This window comes from Halorubrum ejinorense, assembly GCF_055389685.1.
In genome coordinates this window covers 111,024-132,993 of sequence record NZ_AP043776.1, presented here as the reverse complement: position 1 = coordinate 132,993, position 21,970 = coordinate 111,024, and the positions used below count along the sequence as shown (strand labels likewise).

General features: G+C 58.3%; 20 protein-coding genes and 2 pseudogenes. 9 read left to right on the top strand and 13 right to left on the bottom strand.

What is annotated here, in order from left to right:
* Positions 1-172: 172 nt before the first annotated feature.
* Complete coding sequence (locus ACZ5KW_RS00590; RefSeq protein ID WP_425544610.1) at positions 173-367, bottom strand: DUF7501 family protein; 195 nt, start codon at positions 365-367, stop codon at positions 173-175.
* A gap of 5 nt (positions 368-372) precedes the next feature.
* Positions 373-678, bottom strand: a complete 306-nt coding sequence (locus ACZ5KW_RS00585) for a DUF7130 family rubredoxin-like protein (RefSeq protein WP_049911817.1) — start codon at positions 676-678, stop codon at positions 373-375.
* 217 nt (positions 679-895) lie between these two features.
* Between ACZ5KW_RS00585 and ACZ5KW_RS00580 the strand changes: the two genes are divergently transcribed.
* The 3 genes from ACZ5KW_RS00580 to ACZ5KW_RS00570 all read left to right on the top strand — a co-directional run bounded on the left by ACZ5KW_RS00580 (position 896) and on the right by ACZ5KW_RS00570 (position 4,804).
* Entirely contained in the window at positions 896-1,321 is a 426-nt protein-coding gene (locus tag ACZ5KW_RS00580) for a DUF7522 family protein (protein ID WP_008847019.1), read from the top strand.
* A gap of 384 nt (positions 1,322-1,705) precedes the next feature.
* Positions 1,706-4,240 (top strand): right-handed parallel beta-helix repeat-containing protein, encoded by a 2,535-nt coding sequence (locus ACZ5KW_RS00575; protein WP_343778845.1) that lies wholly within the window; start codon positions 1,706-1,708, stop codon positions 4,238-4,240.
* Between the two features lie 267 nt (positions 4,241-4,507).
* Entirely contained in the window at positions 4,508-4,804 is a 297-nt protein-coding gene (locus ACZ5KW_RS00570) for a hypothetical protein (protein ID WP_343778847.1), read from the top strand.
* Positions 4,805-4,929: 125 nt separating this feature from the next.
* Here ACZ5KW_RS00570 and ACZ5KW_RS00565 read toward each other — a convergent pair whose 3' ends face one another.
* Positions 4,930-5,907 (bottom strand): pentapeptide repeat-containing protein, encoded by a 978-nt coding sequence (locus tag ACZ5KW_RS00565; RefSeq protein ID WP_464388560.1) that lies wholly within the window; start codon positions 5,905-5,907, stop codon positions 4,930-4,932.
* Positions 5,908-5,970: 63 nt separating this feature from the next.
* Positions 5,971-6,036 (bottom strand): annotated as a pseudogene (locus tag ACZ5KW_RS00560) (hypothetical protein); the annotation flags it as partial.
* A 130-nt stretch (positions 6,037-6,166) separates the two neighbouring features.
* On the opposite strand from ACZ5KW_RS00560, the gene ACZ5KW_RS00555 reads away from it, so the two are divergent.
* The 5 genes and pseudogenes from ACZ5KW_RS00555 to ACZ5KW_RS00535 all read left to right on the top strand — a co-directional run.
* Complete coding sequence (locus ACZ5KW_RS00555) at positions 6,167-6,997, top strand: IS5 family transposase (RefSeq protein ID WP_100050285.1); 831 nt, start codon at positions 6,167-6,169, stop codon at positions 6,995-6,997.
* 511 nt (positions 6,998-7,508) lie between these two features.
* Positions 7,509-8,939 carry a Fe-S cluster assembly protein SufB gene (gene sufB, locus ACZ5KW_RS00550; protein WP_343778848.1) on the top strand — a complete coding sequence of 477 codons (1,431 nt, stop codon included), beginning with the start codon at positions 7,509-7,511 and terminating at the stop codon, positions 8,937-8,939.
* Positions 8,940-8,943: 4 nt separating this feature from the next.
* The gene (locus tag ACZ5KW_RS00545) at positions 8,944-9,084 is read left to right on the top strand and encodes a DUF7563 family protein (protein WP_425544611.1); all 141 of its coding nucleotides are present in this window, start codon (positions 8,944-8,946) and stop codon (positions 9,082-9,084) included.
* 637 nt (positions 9,085-9,721) lie between these two features.
* Complete coding sequence (locus ACZ5KW_RS00540; RefSeq protein WP_371153059.1) at positions 9,722-10,594, top strand: transcription initiation factor IIB; 873 nt, start codon at positions 9,722-9,724, stop codon at positions 10,592-10,594.
* 66 nt (positions 10,595-10,660) lie between these two features.
* Positions 10,661-11,223 (top strand): annotated as a pseudogene (locus ACZ5KW_RS00535) (transposase); the annotation flags it as partial.
* 234 nt (positions 11,224-11,457) lie between these two features.
* Here the strand turns inward: ACZ5KW_RS00535 and ACZ5KW_RS00530 are convergent.
* The 5 genes from ACZ5KW_RS00530 to ACZ5KW_RS00510 form a co-directional block, all read right to left on the bottom strand.
* Positions 11,458-12,231 (bottom strand): SDR family oxidoreductase, encoded by a 774-nt coding sequence (locus tag ACZ5KW_RS00530; protein ID WP_343778850.1) that lies wholly within the window; start codon positions 12,229-12,231, stop codon positions 11,458-11,460.
* 267 nt (positions 12,232-12,498) lie between these two features.
* On the bottom strand, positions 12,499-13,290 hold the full coding sequence (locus ACZ5KW_RS00525) for a 2-oxo acid dehydrogenase subunit E2 (protein ID WP_343778852.1): 792 nt from the start codon (positions 13,288-13,290) through the stop codon (positions 12,499-12,501).
* A gap of 358 nt (positions 13,291-13,648) precedes the next feature.
* Positions 13,649-14,017 carry a UPF0175 family protein gene (locus ACZ5KW_RS00520; protein ID WP_343778854.1) on the bottom strand — a complete coding sequence of 123 codons (369 nt, stop codon included), beginning with the start codon at positions 14,015-14,017 and terminating at the stop codon, positions 13,649-13,651.
* Between the two features lie 156 nt (positions 14,018-14,173).
* A complete protein-coding gene (locus ACZ5KW_RS00515; RefSeq protein WP_268105792.1) occupies positions 14,174-14,524 on the bottom strand; it encodes a type II toxin-antitoxin system PemK/MazF family toxin in 351 nt (116 codons plus the stop codon).
* Positions 14,521-14,892, bottom strand: a complete 372-nt coding sequence (locus ACZ5KW_RS00510) for a MarR family transcriptional regulator (RefSeq protein ID WP_343778856.1) — start codon at positions 14,890-14,892, stop codon at positions 14,521-14,523. The genes ACZ5KW_RS00515 and ACZ5KW_RS00510 overlap by 4 nt, the downstream gene beginning before the upstream one ends.
* A 354-nt stretch (positions 14,893-15,246) precedes the next feature.
* Between ACZ5KW_RS00510 and ACZ5KW_RS00505 the strand changes: the two genes are divergently transcribed.
* Positions 15,247-16,929, top strand: coding sequence for an NAD+ synthase (locus tag ACZ5KW_RS00505; protein WP_343778858.1), 1,683 nt, complete (start codon positions 15,247-15,249; stop codon positions 16,927-16,929).
* A 345-nt stretch (positions 16,930-17,274) separates the two neighbouring features.
* Here ACZ5KW_RS00505 and ACZ5KW_RS00500 read toward each other — a convergent pair whose 3' ends face one another.
* From ACZ5KW_RS00500 to ACZ5KW_RS00485, 4 genes are all read right to left on the bottom strand, one after another.
* The gene (locus tag ACZ5KW_RS00500; RefSeq protein ID WP_371153054.1) at positions 17,275-17,652 is read right to left on the bottom strand and encodes a CBS domain-containing protein; all 378 of its coding nucleotides are present in this window, start codon (positions 17,650-17,652) and stop codon (positions 17,275-17,277) included.
* 301 nt (positions 17,653-17,953) lie between these two features.
* Positions 17,954-18,562 carry a rod-determining factor RdfA gene (gene rdfA / locus ACZ5KW_RS00495; protein ID WP_343778862.1) on the bottom strand — a complete coding sequence of 203 codons (609 nt, stop codon included), beginning with the start codon at positions 18,560-18,562 and terminating at the stop codon, positions 17,954-17,956.
* Between the two features lie 95 nt (positions 18,563-18,657).
* Positions 18,658-20,601 (bottom strand): archaea-specific SMC-related protein, encoded by a 1,944-nt coding sequence (locus ACZ5KW_RS00490; RefSeq protein ID WP_343778863.1) that lies wholly within the window; start codon positions 20,599-20,601, stop codon positions 18,658-18,660.
* 290 nt (positions 20,602-20,891) lie between these two features.
* On the bottom strand, positions 20,892-21,869 hold the full coding sequence (locus tag ACZ5KW_RS00485) for a DUF368 domain-containing protein (protein WP_371153055.1): 978 nt from the start codon (positions 21,867-21,869) through the stop codon (positions 20,892-20,894).
* Positions 21,870-21,970 lie beyond the last annotated feature (101 nt).

The following is a 21,970-nucleotide window of genomic DNA, read 5'->3' as shown; positions in this document are numbered from 1 at the left end:
GTCCGACGACGCTGGTTTATGAAAGTTCGGGTGCGATAGGCCTCGTGTTCACTCGGGGACTCATCGCCGAACAAGCTCTCTGTATCTTGCACGTCTCACTTCGACCTATATTGGAATGTGTCAGCAATCACTGTGCAAGACTCAGAGGATAGATACAGCAGGCAAACCGCAGTTACCCACCCCATTCCCCACCGATGTCGTCTCGAATTTGTCCTCGCCAAGCTTCGAATCGCTCTTCACATCTGGGGGCGTCCGCAATGTGATCGATAAATCCGACCCCGCCGTCCGACAGGGCCGCACCACAAAACGGACACAGGTCAGGGTTGTTCCACTCCGGCGAATCGCGTGGGGGGTGATCCTCTGACATACGTGTTAATCCTCTAGGTAGGCGTAGAGGGTTTCTCTGCTAGCTCCACAGCTTGGACAGTGGTCGGGAATCTGGTCGATATCACCCAACTCCCCACACTCGCTGCACCGCCACACAAGATATCCCTCGCCGAGATTAACGGTGGGAGCGCGCCTGAGCGACAACGTGTCAACGTCACTGTTGGTGTTGACTTCGACCCCAGTTTCCGTGATGGCAGAGATGACGCCGATGGTCCGGCCGTTCCCGTCGTACACCTGCTGTCCCGGTTTGAGTATTCGGTCCTGAGATACTACCTCACTGTCTTCGGGCATACACAGTATTGGAGCGGACTCTACCTAACTGTTACTTCGTCTATAATTACACAAGTTTTCGGTTCCAATGGGGCGATTAGAACCGAATACGCCATCATGGGAGCAGCTCTCGATGCGGAAGACAGTGTGTACAGCAGATCTCGCCGGAACGCCAGGGCTGATTTTCGGATATCGCCGTAGAAATGCTTCTTATCACCGGACGCGATTGCTACGTTGTATGAACTCAGAGACATTCGATACGAGTATCAGTGACGAGACGGCCAAACAGATCCTCAGTGCCACCCGAACTAGCCTCGGGGACACCCTCCGGAGCGTCATGTATTTCACACCGTCGTCGTTCGATCTGTTGTACGTACGGCGGGACCTCTACCCGTCTGATGAGGCCGCGCAAGAACGGAAAGCGCAATTGGTCCAACTCGAACAAGTGGGGTTCGCGGAACGGTCAGCCCGAACCGAAATCGCACACAGTGACGACGGTTCGAACATCGGCCCGTACAACTTCACCGTCCGATTCCACGACAACGGATTCGTCGTCAGGGTGCTTGAGGGCGATGTTGGCGTCCTCTTTACTGCTGACTCCATGGACGTTCGTTCGTTCAGAGAGGCAGTCAGCGCGATCCGAGGAGTGCTCAGCGGCGAGTGATACCTGTGACAAGCCTGGTTAGAGACGGGGAGTAGTTTTTTCGCACTCCCTTGCTTGTCCGACCTGTACTGAACGAGCCACCTATTCTGACGAAGGCCTTGTGCGAGATACGTACCCTGTATGCAGCACGACCGCTGAAACCTATCACCGATTAATGATTTCAACGGAGCCGTTTATTCGAGTCTCGATTTTGAAAGCGTTCTCCGTAGATAAGTATATCTTCGATTAAGCCGTTCTACACGTGTCAATTGCTACCAGTCGTAGTTCGACACGGAGTTCGCAGCCATGTCCGATTCAACACGCCGTGAGGCGCTCCAGAGGAGAGGTACAAGCCGTACGAACGTCATCCGGGCCGCAGTAGTAGTCCTCGTGACTTTAGGGGTCGTGACAGGCGGGTTCGTCGGGCTGGCCACGCCGGTCGCGGCCGCCACCACCGACGTCACTACCTGCCGAGTCATCGACTCGCCGGGAGTCTACCTCGTGCAGAACGACCTCTCCGTCCTGCAAAACGGAATTATCCTCGACGACGGGACGGACGTCTGCATCGACATCCGATCCTCGGACGTCGTCTTGAATGGACAGGGGTACGCCCTAACGGGCACAAACTTACCGTTCGACCCGTCGATCGGCGTGCTCGTAGACGGGACGACTGCCGGTCCCTACACGAACGTCACGGTCCGGAATGTCACCACGAGCGGCTTCACCGTCAACACGTTCCAGTTCGTCGAGACCACCGATGTCCGACTCGAAAACGTCGTCATGCAGGGTAACAGAGCATCCTTCGAGGCGAGCACCGACGTGACGGTCGCCGGCGTTACCCTCCGTCGGGCCGCCGTTGTCGGGTTGTCCGACATCGATGGGGCAGTGATCACGAATATCGTCGAGGAGACGTCAACGTCGAACGGCATCGTCGAGGGCGGTGGTGCCGTGGAGCTTCGCGCCGTCCGGAACGCGGCATTCACCGATAGCAAACTCTCTCTCGGGGATATCACCGCGAGCGGACTCGGAGGCAGCCCGCTCGACAGCGCGCTCACAGTGGTCGGGAGCGACGGCGTCTCGGTGCGGAACGTCGCGGTCTCGAACACCCTCATCGGTGTCGACATCGGGAACAACGCGAACGCGGCGTTCGAGGACCTCTCTATCACCGATGTCAACACGGGGGTTAGCGCCAGAGACGGCACGTTCGGCGCACCTTCTCACAACGTCGCCGTCCGGAACGTCGGGGTCTCTGACGCCCTCGTAGGCGTCTCCATCCGGAACAGCGCGAACACCACGCTCGAGGGCCTCTCGGTTAGCAACGCCCAGACCGGGATCAGTGTCGGGGACGATAGCGTGGGGGAACCCTCCGACAATGTCACTGTACGGAACAGCACCGTCGTGAACAGCGGGTTCGAGGACGTTCGCGTCGGTAGCAATCCCTCGCTATTCGACAACAACTCGACGGCGATCGCCTTCGAGAGCTTGGAGTTGTCGTCGGCGACGGTTTCCTTTACGGGCCAAGACGTTCGCGTCAGCGACGTCGAGGCCTTGCCGGCGACGCCCACTGACCGGACGAACGTGGGCGGGTTCTTCAACGCGACCGCGACCAGCACGACTGGCCTGAGTTCGTCACTCCTCAACATCACCGTCTCCTACGACGACGCCGACGTGCTCGCCAGGGACATCACCGAATCGACGCTCGAACTGTGGCAGTACGACGGGGCGGCCTGGGCGCCGGTCCCTGGGTCGATGGTCGACACGACGAACGACACCGTCTCGGCAAGCATCACCGACTTCAGTGTCTTCGCCCCGCTCGGGACCACCGGGCCGACGGTCGACGTAGACGACTCGGGTGACGGCTCGAACGTCACCGTCATCGGCGCCATCACGGACGAGCCGGTGACGATTCCGCTTGACGACCCGGTGACCGAGAACGTCACCCTCGATTCGCTCGCGGTCACCACCGCGCTCGATACGACTTACGCGCTCAACGTGACGACGGGCGAGACGGCCCCGCCTGGCACGACCGACCTCGCCGTCGTTGGCCCGAACGGGACCGTCCCGTTCGGCTACCTTACGGTCGAGACGAGTCTTCTCGACGCCGAGGTCTCTGAGGTCGTGTTCCGCTTCAGTGTCGACGCGGACGCGCTCGCCACGGCGGGCGTCGCCCCCAACAACGTGGCGCTGTTCCGCTACGACGATACCACGGGAACGCCCGAGGCGCTCCCCACGACGGCCCTCGGGCTGAACGCCACGTCGGATGCGTACGAGTACAAGGCCGTCTCGCCCGGCCTATCGGTGTTCGCGATCGGCGGGCTGGTCCCCCAGATCGTCGTCATCGACGCCTCGGTCGACGAGAGCGAAGTACTCGTCGGTGACACGGTCGCTGTGACGGCCACCGCGAGAAACGGCGGCGGCGCCGCCGGCTCCGAGACGCTGAACCTCACGGTCGACGGGGCGGTGGTGGACTCGAGGGCGGTCACGCTCGGCGTCGGGGAGAAGACGACCGTGACGTTCGACTACACCGTCACCGCTGCGGGGACGTTCGATCTCGCCGTCGAGAGCGCCGCTGTCGGCACGGTACTCGTCAAGCTCCCCGTCGAGGTCGACGTCCGGCCGGGCGATACGGCGAACAAACTCCCGCCGAGCCAACGCGCGGCAGTCCCCGTTGCCGTCCTCGGGAACGCGGACTTCGACCCGACCACTATCGACGACTCGACGCTCAGGTTCGGGTCCGAGACGACGGTCGCCGCCGGCGGCGGGGCGACAGCGTTCGCAACCGACGTCGAGGACGTAAACGGCGACGGATACGCCGACCTTGTCGCGGTCTTCCGCCTCTCCGACGCCGGTTTCGAGGCTGACGACACAATCGCCGTCTTCACCGGCCGAACGACCGGAGGACTGACAGTGTACGGGACCGACTCGGTGGTGATCAGGTAGCAGGGAGCGCGACGAGCACGTCACCCTCTCCTCGCTCGCTCACCGACCACACAACGAAGTCGGGGAGATCGACTTCCACCATACTCGACGTTCTCGGCCGCGTATGGGTTTGTGTCGTCTGGTGTGGCTCTCGAACGATACCGGACAGACACTGAGGACACGTTGCCACTGACTGACAAGGGGTTGTGCTAGGCTGGAGACGTTCTCAAGAGTCTGGAGTGTCGCTTGGGACAACAATTCTTCACAGTGGGTGTCAATACACTAACGATGACGGACGAAATCGACATCCCAACCGAGCCGCGGGCTGCAGTCGACGCACTGGCGACTCATCTCACTGCGACCGCAGATCGCCCAGTACCGCCAGCGACGAACCGATGGCTCGGAGAGGCTGAAGCCGTCGCCCGCGACGCTACCAGTGACGATCTTGACACTCAAACCAGACAGAAACGGGTTCGTCAGGTTGCCACACTGCTTGAATCGGCTGACGAAACGGACGATGTGATCGCCGACCGCCACATCGAAGCAGCGATTGAGTGCTGTCGAGTCGTTCTCGCTAACGAGTGATTTTGATCCGGATTGTACGGAATGGCCCTCAATGCCACATATTAATAGGGATTAGCAAAAGTCCTCATATTTCCAACGTAACAGGGCTCTGACTTGCTAAGATTGGCGTGCGAGATGCAGAGTGTCTATCTTGCAGCGCGACGGCCCAACACAAAGATCAGCAGCGCGAGGAGGATTGGCCCTGTGGCGCGTAAAGATATTGTCAGTACCTGTCCGAGCGTTCCGGTCGGAGAGAGGGGGCCAGTACCGGCAAAGAACACTGAGAGGCTGTGGTACAACGTTTCCCAGACCAGCAGCTGATCGTCAACGACAGCCCCAGCGGTCACGGCTGTTCCGTCGGTCGTCTCGATGGTCCCCGTCGTGGTGAACAACCCCCAGAACAGGCTGACAACGAGCGCCGATATTGAGAGGACGCGACGAAAGCTTTCTCCGTAGACGAATAGCCCCCGCTGGAGCTCGGCGAAGAGCCAGCGCGTGCGCTCTCCCTGTTCACGAAGCAGGTGTCGGCGCATCTCCTGGCGGCGCTTGAACATCCGACTCTGAAGGGTTGGAAATCCGTTCTGCCGGCCCAACCCCTCTAATCGTTGGTAGACGCTACGGGCGCGGCGTAACTGGATAACCCGCGGTGAGTCGGGGGTTGCCTTGAGATCCTCCGGGTCCATCGCCAGCGACGCCTCCGGTCCCTCTGGCGGCGCGTCGGGATCGTACCGGCACCGCTCGGTCACCGTCACATCGCCGACGCCACCCTCTACGACAAGTTGAGTCGCACTATCAATACGTGCTCCTCCTAATCGAGCCCCGAACAGGTAGGCACTCGTAAGATTCGTGTCTACGAGGTCTGCATTCTCTAGTGATGCGCGAACCAGCACTGCATTCTCGAATTCCGCGCTTTCGCAGTCCGCTCCCACCAGTGATGCTTCTGCTAGATTCGCGCTGACAAAATCTGCGCCATCTACATCGGCTTGCTGTAGTACCGCTTCTTGTAGGTCCGCATTCGAGAGGTCGGCGTCCACGAGATGCGCGTTCGAGAGTTTAGCACCCCGGAGATCTGCACTCGAAAGGTCGGCGTCCCAGAGGTTCGCATCCGAGAGGTCAGCAGACATGAGCTCCGCGTCCGAGAAGTCGATATGCATGAGGCTTGCGTCCGAGAGATCGGCACGATTGAGGTTCGCATCTGAGAGGTCCGCATCTCTGAGATCACTTTCACGAAGTGCGACATGGTAGAAATTAATCCGGTCTTTTAGGTCAAGACCAGATAGTTTAGCTCCATCGAGTAATTCAGAGTGAGCTGCTCTGTTGAATTCGCAGAAGGCAAAGGGATAGCGTCGCTCTGAAGGTGGAAGCGAAGCGGAAGAGCCGAATGTGACTAACCTACTCTTCCGCTTCGTTAAGCAAGCCGCGTCGCTGGCTCAAAAGCGCTGTGCCGCCAGTCCAACGGCGGTGAGTGATCCGACTGGCAACGGATTTCCCGGGTGGAAGCATGTCACGCTCCACTTTTTGCGGGTTCACATGGATGCGACGTACCGCGAGATCGTCGATTGGGCGAGTGAAATGGATCGTGTTCGTGGTCTGTTACAGCTCGCTCGAACGGCATTTCCCGCACCCTCAACGCTGTACCGGTCGTTTGAGAGGGTGCCCATGTCCGTGTGGCGCGGGTTCCTTCGGGAGTCTGCGACCATCTGCGATCCGGGCTCGCACGGTGCCATCGATGCCACGTTCTTCGACCGCGAAACGGCATCGAGACACTACCAACACCGCTCGGATCGCCACATACGCACGCTCAAAACGACGGCACTCGTCGATACAGATTCGTGTGCCATCCTCGATATTCACTGCTCGGCACACTGGCCTCACGACACCCAAACTGGCCGTCGAGTTGCCCTTCGCAACACCGAGAAAATCGAGAGTCTCGCCGGCGACAAAGGCTATGACGACCAATCTCTCCGGGACGCCCTCCGTTCAGAGGGCGTCCGGCCGTTGCTGCGTCACCGGTTGTTCGCTGCGTACGATCACGCGCACAACGCACGGTTGGACAGCGAGCTATACGGCCAGCGGTGGATGGCCGAGACCGCCTTTTCGGCCATCAAGCGTCGGTTCGGCCCCGCTGTCCACCCTCGCGCGTGGTACCGCGAGTTCCGCGAACTTGTGTTGACCGCCGCAGTCTACAACCTCGAACAGGCTCTCAAACAGTGACCCCGACGCCGTCATCGGATTCAACAAAGCAGAGTGAGCCGAATTCTGCTCACGAATCTCTGGTGGGGCGCGTGCTTCCCGTAACGTTTCAACCGACTTCGAGACTTCGTTTGAATCGGCGTGCCAGATACAGGAGTCGCTTTCTTCCATCGTCTCCCGCCAGCAGCAACTTTGGGGACTTGGATTGTGAACAACTCCATTATCTTCAGGCCACGTGTATCCGCATCGGTCTGATGATAATTCATCCATATTCGCTTTCTTTCAGTCCAGTCTAAGAATTCTTGCTCTGATGGATGTGCGCGTTGTATCTATCACGTCGGTTCTGACAGGGATTCGAGAGTAGTTGATTCTATGTGCGGACTCTTTTGCTAATCCCAATAAGTTCCATCAAGTAGTGAAACCAAATTAAATCTCATAAAGTTATCTTCTCCCATTAAAGAAACCAATATAGGTTACAAAATTATATTCTAACGCATCACACTTATATTCGTAGTCTCTGAAGAATACTTTGATGAGTTCAAAACAAGACGATCTCAAGGAGACGAACACCGAGGCCCGCTTCGAGTTTAAGAAGGAGGAGAAATCCGCCTTCCAGACCGAGAAGGGTCTCACCGAGGAGACGGTCCGCGTCATCTCGGAGGACAAGGACGAACCGGAGTGGATGCTGGAGCGGCGCCTGCGCGCGCTCAAGCAGTTCCAGGAGATGCCGATGCCGACCGACTGGCCCGGCCAGCCCGACCTCAGCGAGGTCGACGTCGACGAGATCATCCCGTACATCCGGCCGGACGTCGACGTCCGCGCCGGCGTCGACGACTGGACGGAGCTCCCGGACGAGATCAAGGACACCTTCGACAAGCTGGGCATCCCCGAGGCCGAGAAGAACGCGCTCTCGGGCGTCGGCGCCCAGTACGAGTCCGAGGTCGTCTACCAGAACATGCAGGAGCGCTGGGAGGAGAAGGGCGTCATCTTCTGTAACATGGACGAGGCCGTCCAAGAGCACGAGGAGCTCGTCCGCGAGCACTTCATGACGAAGTGCGTCCCCCCGAGCGACAACAAGTTCGCGGCGCTCCACGGCGCGATCTGGTCCGGCGGCTCGTTCGTCTACGTGCCGGAGAACACCACCGTCGACATGCCGGTACAGGCGTACTTCCGGATGAACTCCGAGGGGATGGGCCAGTTCGAGCACACGCTCATCATCGCCGAGGAGGGCTCGGAAGTCCACTACATCGAGGGCTGCTCGGCGCCGAAGTACTCGGCGTTCAACCTCCACTCCGGTGGCGTCGAAGTGTTCGTCGGCGAGGACGCCCACGTCCAGTACTCGACCGTACAGAACTGGTCGAAGAACACGTACAACCTGAACACGAAACGCGCCATCGCCGAGAAGGGCGGGCGCATGGAGTGGATTTCGGGATCGATGGGGTCGAAGGCGACGATGCTGTACCCGTCGACGATCCTGAAGGGCCGCGGCGCCTCCGACAACCACATCACCATCGCCTTTGCGGGCGAAGGCCAGAACATCGACACCGGCGCGAAGGTGTACCACAACGCGCCGGACACCAAGTCGACCGTCGAGTCGAAGTCGATCGCGAAAGACGGCGGCCGTACAAACTACCGCGGGCTCGTCCACATCGCCGACGGGGCAGAAAACTCCTCGACCGCGGTGGAGTGCGACGCGCTGATGTTCGACAACGAGTCGACGTCGGACACGATGCCGTACATGGAGATCAACGAGTCGAAGGTCGACGTCGCCCACGAGGCGACCGTCGGCAAGATCGGCGACGAGGACATCTTCTACCTGCAGTCGCGGGGCCTCGACGACGACGACGCCAAGCAGATGATCGTCTCGGGCTTCATCGAGCCCATCACGGAGGAGCTGCCCATCGAGTACGCCGTCGAGCTCAACCGGCTCGTCGAACTCGAAATGGAGGGCTCGCTGGGGTGATCTGATGCCGGAGTGTACACATTGTGGAGCACACGTCTCACAACAGTTTGTGACCGTGTTCGGGTTAGACGATGGTGACGTAGTTGCCTGTCCAGCATGTTCTAATAAGGCGAACATCGCAGAGACAGTGCTAGCCCGTCGCTGACAGCGAACTATGGAACACTGCTTCGCGTGTGACACCGACTATGGGTACCTTGGAACGACGCCGCACGAAGGGTCCTGTCCAGCCTGCGGCTCATCGGTCGTTACGCCAGCAGGCGACCTCAATATCGCCGACACGACAACGTGGGAGAGTGCGAACGGGCTCTCAACGATTCACGTGACAGCGACCGACGACCGGTCACGTTGTTTCGAATTTGTCATTGCGGCGCGGCGGGGACAAGGGAAGCTCGTCTGTCTCGCGATTGATGGGGTAACCGTACCCACCGAGACAGTGTGGTCAGTTCCATCTGCCGTCGCTACGAGAGTTACCGCGCACGGAATCAGGATCAGCGACTCGACGCCGGCTCAGATCCCATGATGAACAGTACAGGTCAGACACGCGGTGGAATGCGTCTGTTCCGTCCCGGTCACGAGGGTGATGCCACGTGATGAACGAGCGCACTGACGGAGAGCAACCGGACACCGTTTCTCGCAGCGATAGGACCCACGGGGCCTCATCGAGCGAAACCGGCGACGGACAATCTGTTACCGACTCCGTTTCCGAGGAGAATAGGGACGGACGGCACGGTCGGACCACGTGTCCGGAGTGTCACGGACGACTTCGTCGAGCCGATGATGGCGTGGATGCGGTCTGTGACGACTGTGGACTCGTCGTTTCAGACGCGACGCTTGATACGAGTGTCACGCTGTACACGCCGAACGGCACCGGCGATCAGGACTCTCGCGTCGGACCAGCAAGCACGAACCTCTTACACGATAAGGGGTTGTCAACGATGATCGGGTGGCAGAACACCGATGCGAAGGGGAACGCGCTGTCTGGAGAACGGCGACAACAGATGCGTCGCCTTCGACGGTGGGATGAGCGCTTCCGACGACGCTCATCTACGGATAGAAATCTCATGCATGCGCTTGGTGAGATTGATCGCATGGCTTCCGCGCTCGGCGTGCCCGACAGCACCCGAGAGACGGCAGGCGTCATCTACCGTCGTGCACTCGCGGACGGACTCCTTCCGGGTCGAGCTGTTGAAAGCGTCGCCACTGCGGCGCTATACGCGGCGAGTCGCATAGACGGTGTCCCGCGCTCTATCGACGAGGTCTCGGCAGTGAGCCGCGTCGAACAAATTCGCGTTGAGCGGGCATACCGACACGTCTCACGTGAACTCGGGTTGGAAATTGCTCCACCAGATCCCCGCTCGTTCATCGGACGGATCGCGTCGGACGTGGGGTGTACGGACGCGACAGAGCGAGAGGCACGACGTCTCGCCGGAATAGCGGTTGAAAACGGCGTTCACAGCGGGAAACATCCGGTAGGCATCGCCGCTGGGGCGCTGTACGCGGCTGCTAAACGATGCGATGAGTCTCTCCGACAGGCAGATATCGCTCATGCTACAGGCGTGAGCGAGATGACGATACGGAACCGGTATCCTGAGATTTTGGCCGCAGCGGATACTGAGGATGAGCCTTGTTTAGACGAGGAGAGTCGCTCAGTCTGAATGATGTGTGACTAGTGTCGTCTTGCTAGTAGCTCCGACAAAGTACCAAATCTACTAGGAAGTCCGATGAAGCGGTGGCGAGCGATCCTCGACGGGTCGGTCGGACTATATGAACTCGGAGATATTCAGGCAATCGACGCAACCGACGTGGATCGTATTCAAGCGAGCCAGCACTACGCGAAACGGACGGATTACACCTTTGAGTCGGTGAAGACCACGCTGCTCATCGGTTGTAAAACGAGTGCGATTCTAGACATACACTGTTCGATGAAACAACCGCACGATACACAGGTCAGCTGGCAATGTTAGTGCGGAATCTCGACGATCTGACGGCTGTAGCGGCTGATTAAGGATACGACTGGGAAGCACTTCGGACGAGGTTGCTTGCTGAAAGTATCACACCGTTGATTCCGCAACGCGGCCCAGGTTTCCGAGGATGGGCGAGAAACTTACTCATCCATGATCGGGCGTATAACCAGCGTTCGAATGCTTATTCCGTGTTTTTCGGATTTCGGTAGCGATACGGTGAGACGTTGTGGGTGAGAACGTGGTTCGGTCAATTCCGCGAACTTGTTATGAAATCAGCGGTGCGAAACCTCGAACGCGCGATCGAGGGGACAGACCGCTGAACGCTGGCGTCTAAACAAGGCCCAGAGGATGTAGTCAGCACAAGAGCTTCGATATTTTCTCTAAATTAATCCTGAATCAGCCGAGAGAATGTCCCTGCGAATCGATTACTGAGTTCCGACCAGAAATGGCTGACCTCCGTCTGTAAATCGACGGTAAATAGCGGCCCACGTGATACGGTGATAGGAGAGAATAATCCGACGGCCACTCCCTTCTTTGTGGCCGTTGTTTCGTATCTACTGTGTATTCGTCATCCCGCCGTCAACGACGAGCGATTCACCGTTCACGTAGTCTGAGAGATCACTTGCGAGATACAGCGCTGCATCCGCGACGTCTTCAGGCTGGCCCGCCCGCCGCGATGGGATTGCCTGTAAGAACTCTTCTTCAGCATCCGTCCCCATAATCGGGTAGTCATCGGTCGTCATCGTCGTCTCGATCAGCCCCGGATGGATAGCGTTCACCCGAACGCCATCGGGCCCCAGCTTCGCCGCCATCGAGTACGTGAGTAGTCGCACGGCACCTTTCGTCCCACAGTACGTGATGAACTCGCCGGAGCCCTCGAGACCGGCGACCGACGAGAGGTTGATTATCCGCCCGCCCCCGGCTTCGACCATCCGCTTTGCGGCCGCCTGTGCGCCGAAATAGACACCTTTGACGTTGATGTCCATCATCCGATCGAACGCATCTTCGTCGACTTCCAGGAACTCCTCGCCGTGGAAGATCCCCGCGTTGTTCACCATCACGGTGATCCCACCGAACTCCTCGGCAGCCTCGACCGCCGCCTCGAGATCGTCGACGTTCGTGACGTCACACTCGACGAACGTCGCCCTCGCCTCCGTTTCGGCCTCGATCAGTTCGTGCGTCGGGTCCCCGCCCTCGCGAGGCGACTCCTGAATATCCGCGATAACGATGTCGGCCCCTTCCGAAGCGAACCGACGGGCAATCGCGCGTCCATTTCCGCTGGAGCCACCGGTAACAACCGCCACGTTGTCTTTGAGTAATGTGGACATCACACACAATCTTGGTCAGGAGAAGAAATAACTGTATCTCAACTGTGCCCTGTTGAATCCGCATAACGCCGCGGCCTAAAACTGTACTCACGATTGAGAAATACGAGGACAATGTTGATCGGTCCAACATAGATCGAATCAAGAGATACTTGTGTGTGAGAGAAGCGCTCTGTATGCAGCAGCGCCGTTTCGAACTCTCTCCCGCCAGTCAGTAAGGGTGTGACCGATACAGAGGGTATACCCAGCAAACCGGAATCGATAGCTCAATCATTCGGTGGATATAGTATCAAGCCCGTGACTGGCTTCTATGTGTTCGCAGAGGCGTTGGACGAATCGTGTGGCTGGCGCTCCGTCAACGACATCGTGGTCGAACGTGGCGGTCAGGCTCAGGAACTCCCTGGAACACAGTTCGCCGTCTATCAAGCGTGGTTTGGTGCCGATCCCGCCGACGGTTAGTTGGAGGGTGTAGTTAGTGGGACTAATAGCCCAGCCGTTTCCGGTGCCGAACATGCCGATAGAGGTGACCGCGACACTGCCAGCGATGTGCTTCCAACGTGTCGGGAACCACTGGGGAAGCCGCCATATTTGACGGCGCAGAAAGCCGGGAAGGCGGCGTGCGAATCTGGCGACGCGGGCCTCTGGACGGTTCGTCGTGTCTGCTTTGACACGTCGAATTTCGTCGTGAATCGACCGAATCGTCCGCTGGTTCGCTTGGCGAATGACATACGGGATGCCGATTTGGTCACCATCGGTTTCCCGTTCGATGAGGACGTTCACATCGACATCCTCGAACTCGTAGATTCGCCCTCGCCAATCACGGTACCGTTGAACGTGAGGCTGTTCATCAACAGTGGCGGCCAAACAGGATACGATGAAAGCAGTGAACGAGAGTTTTGTTCCGGTCTCTTCCTCGATGGTCCGGATGCGCTCTCTGGCATCGGTAACGTCAATCTCGACGAGTCCGTGAATGTTGCTCCGGTGTCCCGCCATCTGCATGTAATCCACCGTCAGCTGCTGCTGTGAAGTCACACGCTCGCGGTCAGTGCCAACTTTGCTCATAGTTGATCATGAAGCGCCAGGACTAAATCCGTACTCGCCTGCGAAAGTCACGCCCTCGAGAACCAGTTGAACACCAATGTCACCCCTCACCATACTTTGATGTTACATCTCCTTATCAGTCACGATGTGCCGGAAAACGACCGGCAGCATGAGGAGTCGTCCTTCTGCGTTGGTCATTTAGACTGTGTCAGTCAGCGTTGAAGTGGGATTTATTTCGAGAGCGCTCATTGGTAGAGGAACGACCGGCACCGTACATATTCCTGAGAGTCCTGAAACCACCCACAACTGGTCAATGCATGCAAAGTTCGAGAGAACGGTCGTATTGAGAACGCTTGGGTCCACAGAATATCGGTAGTCGTCATTGCGAGTCCGAGTTATCGTTATCAGCAGGCTCATCATCGAATTCGAGTTCCGTCGCCGCCTCCGCTTCGTAGGCCGCATCCTCCTCATCCACGAGCCCGAGCCGGAGTTCTACACCGTGCTCACAGAGAATATCCCGCATCGTCCAGCGATCGACATGGGCGAGTCTCGCAGCATCACCGAGCGTAATCCGCTCGCGTTCGTAGAGGGCGACTGCAGCAGCGGTGCGTTCGTTTTCGTGGTCCTCGAAGTACTCACGCACGAATTCACGCAACGCATCGCTCTTGCCCCCAAACACACCAGCCTCGACAGCACCCTCGATGAGGAGGTCGAGATCGTCTGGATAGGAACCGGTGATTCGTGCCATCGTTCTATCCCAAACTACGTCTTCATACTATTTATGAACTGCGCCAGACTGCCATATGCCTTGAGAAAGCTGGCCTCAACTACTGTGCAACGGTGGGGAAGTTGAGACTATGGTCAGGAATGGATGTACACGTCGCACGTGAGTGCTCGAAAGTGGCTACCGAAGTTCGTCGACGAGAGCAGTAGTTGCGGTATCGACGAAATCGTCTGTGAGACGGCCCTGCCAGAAATCGATGTCCTCGTGGCCAATCGATTGTACACCCCATGGAACGACCCGGCTCTCGTCTGGCGTACCGCCACGAAGCCAACTCTCTTCGGGAATGTCGATGAGGCCGTCCATCCAGGATTTCGACGTCAACGTCAGCGCGATGTATTGTTCGCCGTAAAACGGCCGTCCCTTGTGGTTCGAGAGAATGAGCCAGGGTCGAGCGTCCTCGTCACCTTTGAACGGATCATCGCCGTAGACGACGTCTCCACGCTCGAAAATCGGAGCGCCTCCGTCCGTCACTGTTCGTCCTCGACATTGGGGTGCGGCTCGCTGGGCGCGTGTTCCCGCCAAGACTCCTTGTCTTCTGTATCGAGTCGCTGGTTGAACAGGGCGGTCGCTCGTTCGTACCCGCTGTATCCGTCGAGTCGCTCTGTGTCGTCGGTTATCGCCCAGTACGTCGCTTTGTGTTCGACGAGATCGCGGTCCTTCAGTCTCGAGAGCGCGGTGCTGACCGCGCCCTCATCGAGACCGATCTGAGAGGCGATTTCGCGGGCCTTGAACGCGCGATCATCGTTGGCGGCGAGAAATCCGAGGACCTGATCCGGGACGGACAGTTCCTCGAGTTCGTCCTCGCTCGTCTTCTCGAAGGTATCTCGGTCGATGGACATCGTTGAACAGAAATACGGTGTCAATCGTAATGAGTGTTAGGTGTGAAAGCGACGAAATTGCTGAAGGGGATACTCCGCCCGTAGCCTCGTCGAAGCAGTTCGAGAATCGTATACATTGAGACGGCCAGTCTCAACTACCATGACTACGGTGAAATTCCATACTTTCGGAGGATGGGCCAGTATTGAATCGAATCAACATGAGTTCGTGGTGATTCGAACCGTCTAGCTTCGAGTTTGAATCTATACTGCTGAACTACAGGGCGGGCGAACTGACAAGGGGGAACTCAGTAATTGACTATACACACCAACCTATTCTAGTTTTTATTAGTGTTCAGTCAAACTTTCTCTAGAAGGATGGAAAAAGAGCTAAAGATAGGCATTATACAACACAATCCGATAATTGGAGATGTCCGCGGGAATTGTAACAAGGTCACTGACGAGTACGGAGAGCTACTGGCTACTGATCCGGATCTCGTTGTCACACCCGAGCTCTCGTTGCTGGGGTATCCACCCCGCGACCTGCTCCACCGGTCGGGGATACTCGATGCGCAGGAATCTACACTCAACGACCTCGCTTCAGAGACCGAGGACGGACCACCACTGATTGTTGGGGCTGCGGTCAGGACGGACTACGAGACCGGCGCACCGATCCACAACGCGGCGATCGTGTTACGCGATGGGGAATGGAGTGAGACGTATCACAAGCGCTTACTCCCGACCTACGACGTCTTCGACGAACATCGCTACTTCCGCCGCGGGAGCGAGCCGTTGGTCGTGGACGTTGGCGGAACATCGGTGGGAGTCACGATTTGTGAAGACGCGTGGCAAGACGCCAAGGTAACCGGAACACAGCGCCACGACGAGACGCCGCTACAGGACACAGCTGCGAGCGGCGCGGAACTCATCGTCACGCTATCAGCGAGCCCGTTCAGTCTCAACAAACCGTCTCGCCGTGAGAACCGCTTCACGACCCACGCGGCCGAGACGGGGTGCCCGGTCGTCTTCGCCAATCAGGTCGGCGGCAACGACGAGTTGATTTTTGACGGCCACTCGCTAGTCACCGTTGACGGGGCAGTCCACGAGCGGCTCGCGGGATTCGACTCCGACACAGCGGTGGTAGATGTTCCGATCACTGGTAGCGCGGCCGCTCGGACGGGCGAGTCAGAAACTCGTGCTGCGCAGGCTCGCGAGGCACTCATGCTTGGGGTGCGTGATTACTTCGAAAAGACCGGGTTTGAGGAAGCGGTAATTGGCTTATCAGGTGGAATCGATTCCGCCGTCGCAGCCGCGCTCGCGGTTGCCGCGCTCGGCAAGGACAGCGTCTACGGCGTGTCGCTTCCGAGCGAGATCACGAGCGAACAGAGCGTCGCTGACGCCCGCGCAGTGGCGGCGAACCTAGAGATTGAATTCGACGTAATCCCAATCGGGGCGATGGTAGAGACGATATCCGGGACGCTCGAAGCGAACGACGCATCGCTCACCGGTGTCGCAGCTGAAAACATCCAAGCGCGGATCCGTGGCGCCATCCTCATGGGGATCGCAAATCAGCGCGATGCCCTCGTGCTTACGCCCGATAACAAGAGTGAGGCCGCCGTCGGCTACTGTACGCTGTACGGCGACGCCGTGGGTGCGCTCGCCCCGCTCGGTGACTGTTACAAGCAACTGGTGTACGAACTCGCAGAGGTGTTTAACCGGACGCTTGCGTCGGCCGGGACGTCTCCGGTCATCCCGAGGTCAGTAATCGAGAAGGAACCGACCGCAGAGCTACGCGCGGGGCAGGCTGACGAGGAGGAAATTCCGGCGTATGAGGTTCTAGATCCCATTCTAAAACAGTACATCGAGGGGGGTGGTAACGCCGAATCGATCCAGCGTGGGTATCCTGACCACGTCGTTGACGAAGCCCTCAGACGGGTAACGCACGCCGAATTCAAACGACGACAGACACCGCCGCCGCTCCGTATCACGCAGAAGGCACTCGGACGCGGGTGGAACTATCCGATCGCCGCGACGTACGACCACGTGCTCGACGGTCACTGAGGCACCTACCTCTGGGTGTACAGGCGGTCGAGGCGACTGCCCCGGGGCTAGACTCCGGGGTGAGTTCACAACCGTGTTGTCGGGTCGTTTTCGGCAGAGTTCGGCCACACGTCTGGAAGCGGTGGCTCAGTATGCGAACCCCCTCGGGTCAAGCCCCGGGTCACTCGGCCTGCTCAGGCCGTAGAATGACGACTTAGAAACAAAGCTTAGATATTCGTCTAAGACTACTATCTTAGATTCTCAACTTAGATCTGTAGTCGGTTACACGCGGCCGACCTGTCGGACCCCGCCCGCGAAATCAACATGAGCAACTCCGAGACGTGCGTGAGAGTAGTCTCAGAACAGTTAATCGGTTCCACTGCTGCCCATGTACGTCAGTTGCGCCGTGAGATCCGTCGCAGACAGCATTCCCACGATTTCGTTGCCGTCACCGGCGACGGGGAGGTGCTGGACGTCTTCTCGTATCATCTTGACCGCGGCATTGTAGAGCGTGGCCGAAGAGGGAACCGTGAGAACGTCTTCCGTCATGTAATCGCCGACGACCCCAGTGTACGAGGAGTGGTTTGTCGAGACGACTGTAACGAAATCAGTGCTTGTCAGTACTCCTGCGAGGTTATCGTCGGCGTCTAAGACGATCAGTGACCCGACACCCTCGTCGAGCAAGATATCTGCGGCTTTGTTGATGTCGGTGTCGGGTGTAACGGTCAGAAGGTCAGTGCTCATCAATTTTTCAACCGGAGTGTTGTCTACACCCATGGTACTGGTACACGTACTGCTGCTGTATACTAATTGCGGTCGATCAGTTGAGACTCTCTCAGCGTACCGGACGCGGGCTTGCTTATTATACAGTATTAATCAATATAGTTGGACGAGTACGGAGAAAGTGCGGGACCCTCAGTAGGAGTGGACTCAAACGGCTTGTCAGATTGCCGGCCACCCGCCGCAAATCAATCATATAGATATTTTGTTATATTTTTTATCAGCTAAGGCATAATAATTGAGAGAGTATATATTGCGAGCTTTGCTACGCCGAGTCCCCGCAGTCACAGCCACCCTGACGCAGGAGTTCACCGGCATCGTACGTCGAGCCGCAGGCCGAACAGACGACTTGCACGTCCACGATGACGTCGTAATCGACACGGTTCAGTTCTTCATCAGGGAGTGTCGATTCGATCGATGCCTCGGTCACCACTGCGGTGCGGCCCTCTAACTTCTCGATTGTCTCCGTGCGCCGTTCGACCGCGTCTTCGCCCTGGTCTGGAAGCGACGCGTTACGGGCGTCCGTGAGATACGTGTGTACGGACTGGTGCGTTACGAAGTCGCCGGTGAGTTCCTCAACGTCGACTCCCTCCCGTTCGAGCCGTCGACGAGCGCGGGTTTCGTCAGATCCAGACCCGTGCCGAAGCGCCTCATACGTCCCGGCGACCTCGAAGTTGGAGAGCGATATTCCGTTTTCTTTGAGTGTCGACCGGAGGACCGTCTCGTTGAATTCGTCGGCGAGGTCGCGGAGGCTCGTTCGCTCGCCGTCGTCACCGATCCACGCTGCCTCTAGCTCTGCCCCCTTTCCCGATAGCTCGTACTTCTCGATGAGCCGCGCGACTTTCGTCCCGCGCTTGCGTGACTCGTTGCTCATGTCTAATGTACCGTATCGAGCGTTACAAGCTTACCGATGTAATTTGTCGGAGTGCTGGTAGTACTGCGCCCACGGACCCGCAGGACCAGCGGGCGTTAGGAGTCGATGCTAGTGATGTAGGTGTAATCGTCTGAGAGCGCGGCGGCGTCCTCGGGAAGGAGCGCTACCGTAATGTAGGGGGCATGAGTCCGGAAGTACTCGACGAGCCGCGCGATCCGGTTCGAATCGATCGCCTCCAGCGAGTCGAGCAGGATGAACGGCAGCTGTTCGTGGACGTCATGGACTAGGTACCCGGCCAGAGCGAACACCAGTCCCGTCACTTCACGTTCGCTCTCCGAGAGGTGCTCGATAGTGTCTTCATACGCCGTACCGTCGGTAGCCGACCGCACGATATGGAGATCGAATCGGGTCTTCTCGACTTTCCGACGGCCTTCCCTGACCCGTTCCTGACGTCGTTCGATCCAGATCCGGTCGAGGTTCTCGTACTCGAGGATATCGAGAAGGGTCTCCATGTGCGTGTTGAACGCTTCGACCGCCTCCGCTTCGAGATCCTCGATGCGCGTTCGGAGGTCAGTGAGCCGCTGTGAGACGTCCTCGCGGTCGGCTTCTAGCTCGTCGCGCTTCTGGATCGCCTCCTCCCGTTCAGCGATCTTCGTATCGAGCGTTTCGAGATCTGACTCGAGATTTTCGACTCTGAGCTCCAGTTCGTTCGACTCGCGGTGGAGTTCGAGCAGGTCCTCGTGGTCGTCGACCTCGATCGACTCGGTTTCGGCTTCGAGCTCCGCTACCTCCTCCTGTTTGGATTCGATGCGCGATTCGAGATCGCTGATCCGCTCTTGCGTGGCCTCGATTTCGGACTCGACGGTCTCTAGTCGGTCTTCGGCCTGCTCTAGGGCGTTGCGCTGTTCGCGAAGGTCGGACCGCTTCTCGGAGAGTTCATCGATGTCTGATTCGACCCCTCGGCGTTCGTCGAGCTTGTCGGCCCGAAGGCTGCGGAGCCGATCGAGCGTGGTAGAGAGTTCGTCAGCGGAGACCGACGACCCACAGGTCCAACACGTCATTTCGTCGGCGGCGAGGAGCTCGTCCGTCGGAGCCCCGCTCGAGTCCTCGTCAGCTAACTCCACGCTAACGCCCTCGTCCTCGAGCATCTCCTCGTTGAAATTAATGACACTGCCGAGCTCGCTGATCGTATCGTCGATCTTGCGCTTCCGGTCTCGTAGCTCTTGAATACGACCGGTCAGGCGGTCGGGACTCTCTTCAGGTTCGTCGGCAGTGGCCAGCGTATCCTCGAGGTCTGCCTGTTCGGATTCGAGTTCTTCGAGCGTCGACCGATCCGTTTCGAGGTCGAACTCGAGGTCTTCGAGCTCCGATCTCGCGTCCCGAACGCGCTGAAACGCCGCTTCGAGCTCTTGTTTCTGCGAACGGCTCTGTTCAATGTCTTTGTCGTACGCGTCTATCTCGTCTTGAACCGCGTCAAGCTCTTCCAGCGTCGAGTCGAGCTCTTCTTTCGTCTCTTGCCGTTCTTCCTCGAGCTCGGGGAGCTCATTCTCGATCCGGTCTAGCCGTTCCAGCTCGTCATCGATCTCGTCGCGTTCGCGTTTACAGGAGTCTATTTCGGCGTCGATCCGGTCGGTGTCGACGGGACGCATGATGAGTTCGCGGAGGTCATCGCCCCTCGCGATGGTCCGTCGCGCTTCGTTGCTCTCGAGGAGGAACGCGAAGAGTTCGGCGAGCTCCGGGTCGTCGAGGAACGGGTCGCCCCCGAATGTGACCGTCTCTCCCTGTCGCTCCACCGTTCGGGTGTACGTCGTGCCGTCGATTTCGAGCGTGACTGAACCGCGCTCGGCGTCGCCTTTCAGCGATGCCCGTTCACTCCCGAGACCGGCCATGATGGCGGTGAGAAACGATGTCCGATTCGTCGCGTTCTCACCGGTGAGCACCGAAACACCGGGTGGGAGGGTACTGCTCGCTTCGTCGATTCCACCGATGTTTTCGACTTCGACGCGAACGGCGGACTCGGTGACTTGATTCGTAGCCATGTACCCTATGCTAAATTCTTCTCATAATTGAATGTGTTTATGTCTGAGTGGCTGAGCGACTCACGAGACGTATAATTCAAATATACTCACATAGAAAGGAGAGACTATTTCTAATCTATAATGTAGAGTACTGTTTTAGTATTTTTATTTTGTCATAAGCTAGCGTGGGCGCGACACGACAGTGGCCCTCCGACTCCGGCATCAGGCGTTGATATCAATATTGGTCAATACACACAAGACAATAAAAAGTAGTCACCCAAGACGGTCAGTTTGGATAGTCAGGAAGACGTTCACTCGGCTTGGTGCTCCGTAACCGACGCAAACTGTACATCTCGAGTTGAGACCCATTCGAAGATGACGACGAGGCCGACGCCCACAATTGCGAACAGAATGAACGACTGAATCCAATACCGCGTCCAGTTCAGTCCCATCGCGGCTAGCTCAACGGACGCCTGTTCGACGGGGGCTCGGAGTGCGCCGAAGATCAGGCTAACGAGGAAAGCAACGGTCATCTCACGGTTCCGTTTGAACGCGGCCCGAACCGCATGGGCAACGGATAGCAGCCCGACGACCGCACCGAGGAGGAAAGTCACGACGGGAACGGCGCTCTGGTAGACGGCTTCGGCGCCGCCACCCTGTAGCGCGGCAAGAAGCGCGTCGGTGAATCGACTCAGCGCCGTCGACATGTACTCGTACTGGCCAAGGACGAGGAGCAACAGCGATCCGGACAGTCCCGGGAGGACCATCGCGCTGATCGCAACGGTGCCAGCGAGAAACAACACCGGGAGCGACGTGCTGATCCCCGTCGCCGCGTAGCCGGAACCGACGAAGGCGAGGAAGAATCCGACGATGACAGCGGCTCGCTTCCCCCAGGTCTCCAGCGAGACGTCCCGGTAGAGGATGATGGCGGAAGCACCGATCAACCCGAAAAAGAATCCGTACACCTCAACCGGCGAAACGGTCAGTAACCAACTGATGAGTCGCAAGACGCTCACGACGGCGGTAGCGATTCCTGTTCCGAGGACAACGAGGAACCCGATATCCAGCTCAGTGAGGGTCCGAACGACGGCCTGACGATTTCCGTCGCGGGCGTCGTGAGCGAGTCGGCGAATCCTACTCACGGTGAGAGCCGTGATGGCGGTGATGAGTCGCTCGTAGATGCCGGTGAGGAGTGCTATCGTCCCGCCGGAGACGCCAGGGACGGCGTCGGCGGCCCCCATACAGAATCCTCGGAGATAGATCCCGAGTATCCGACGCGTAGTCGTCATGGTCACAAATCCACGGTGGAATCGGACATAGCTATTGGGGTTGTACGCGACGAATCCAACGGAGCGGCATTGTGTGGATCGGAGATGAACTCGACGAGGTG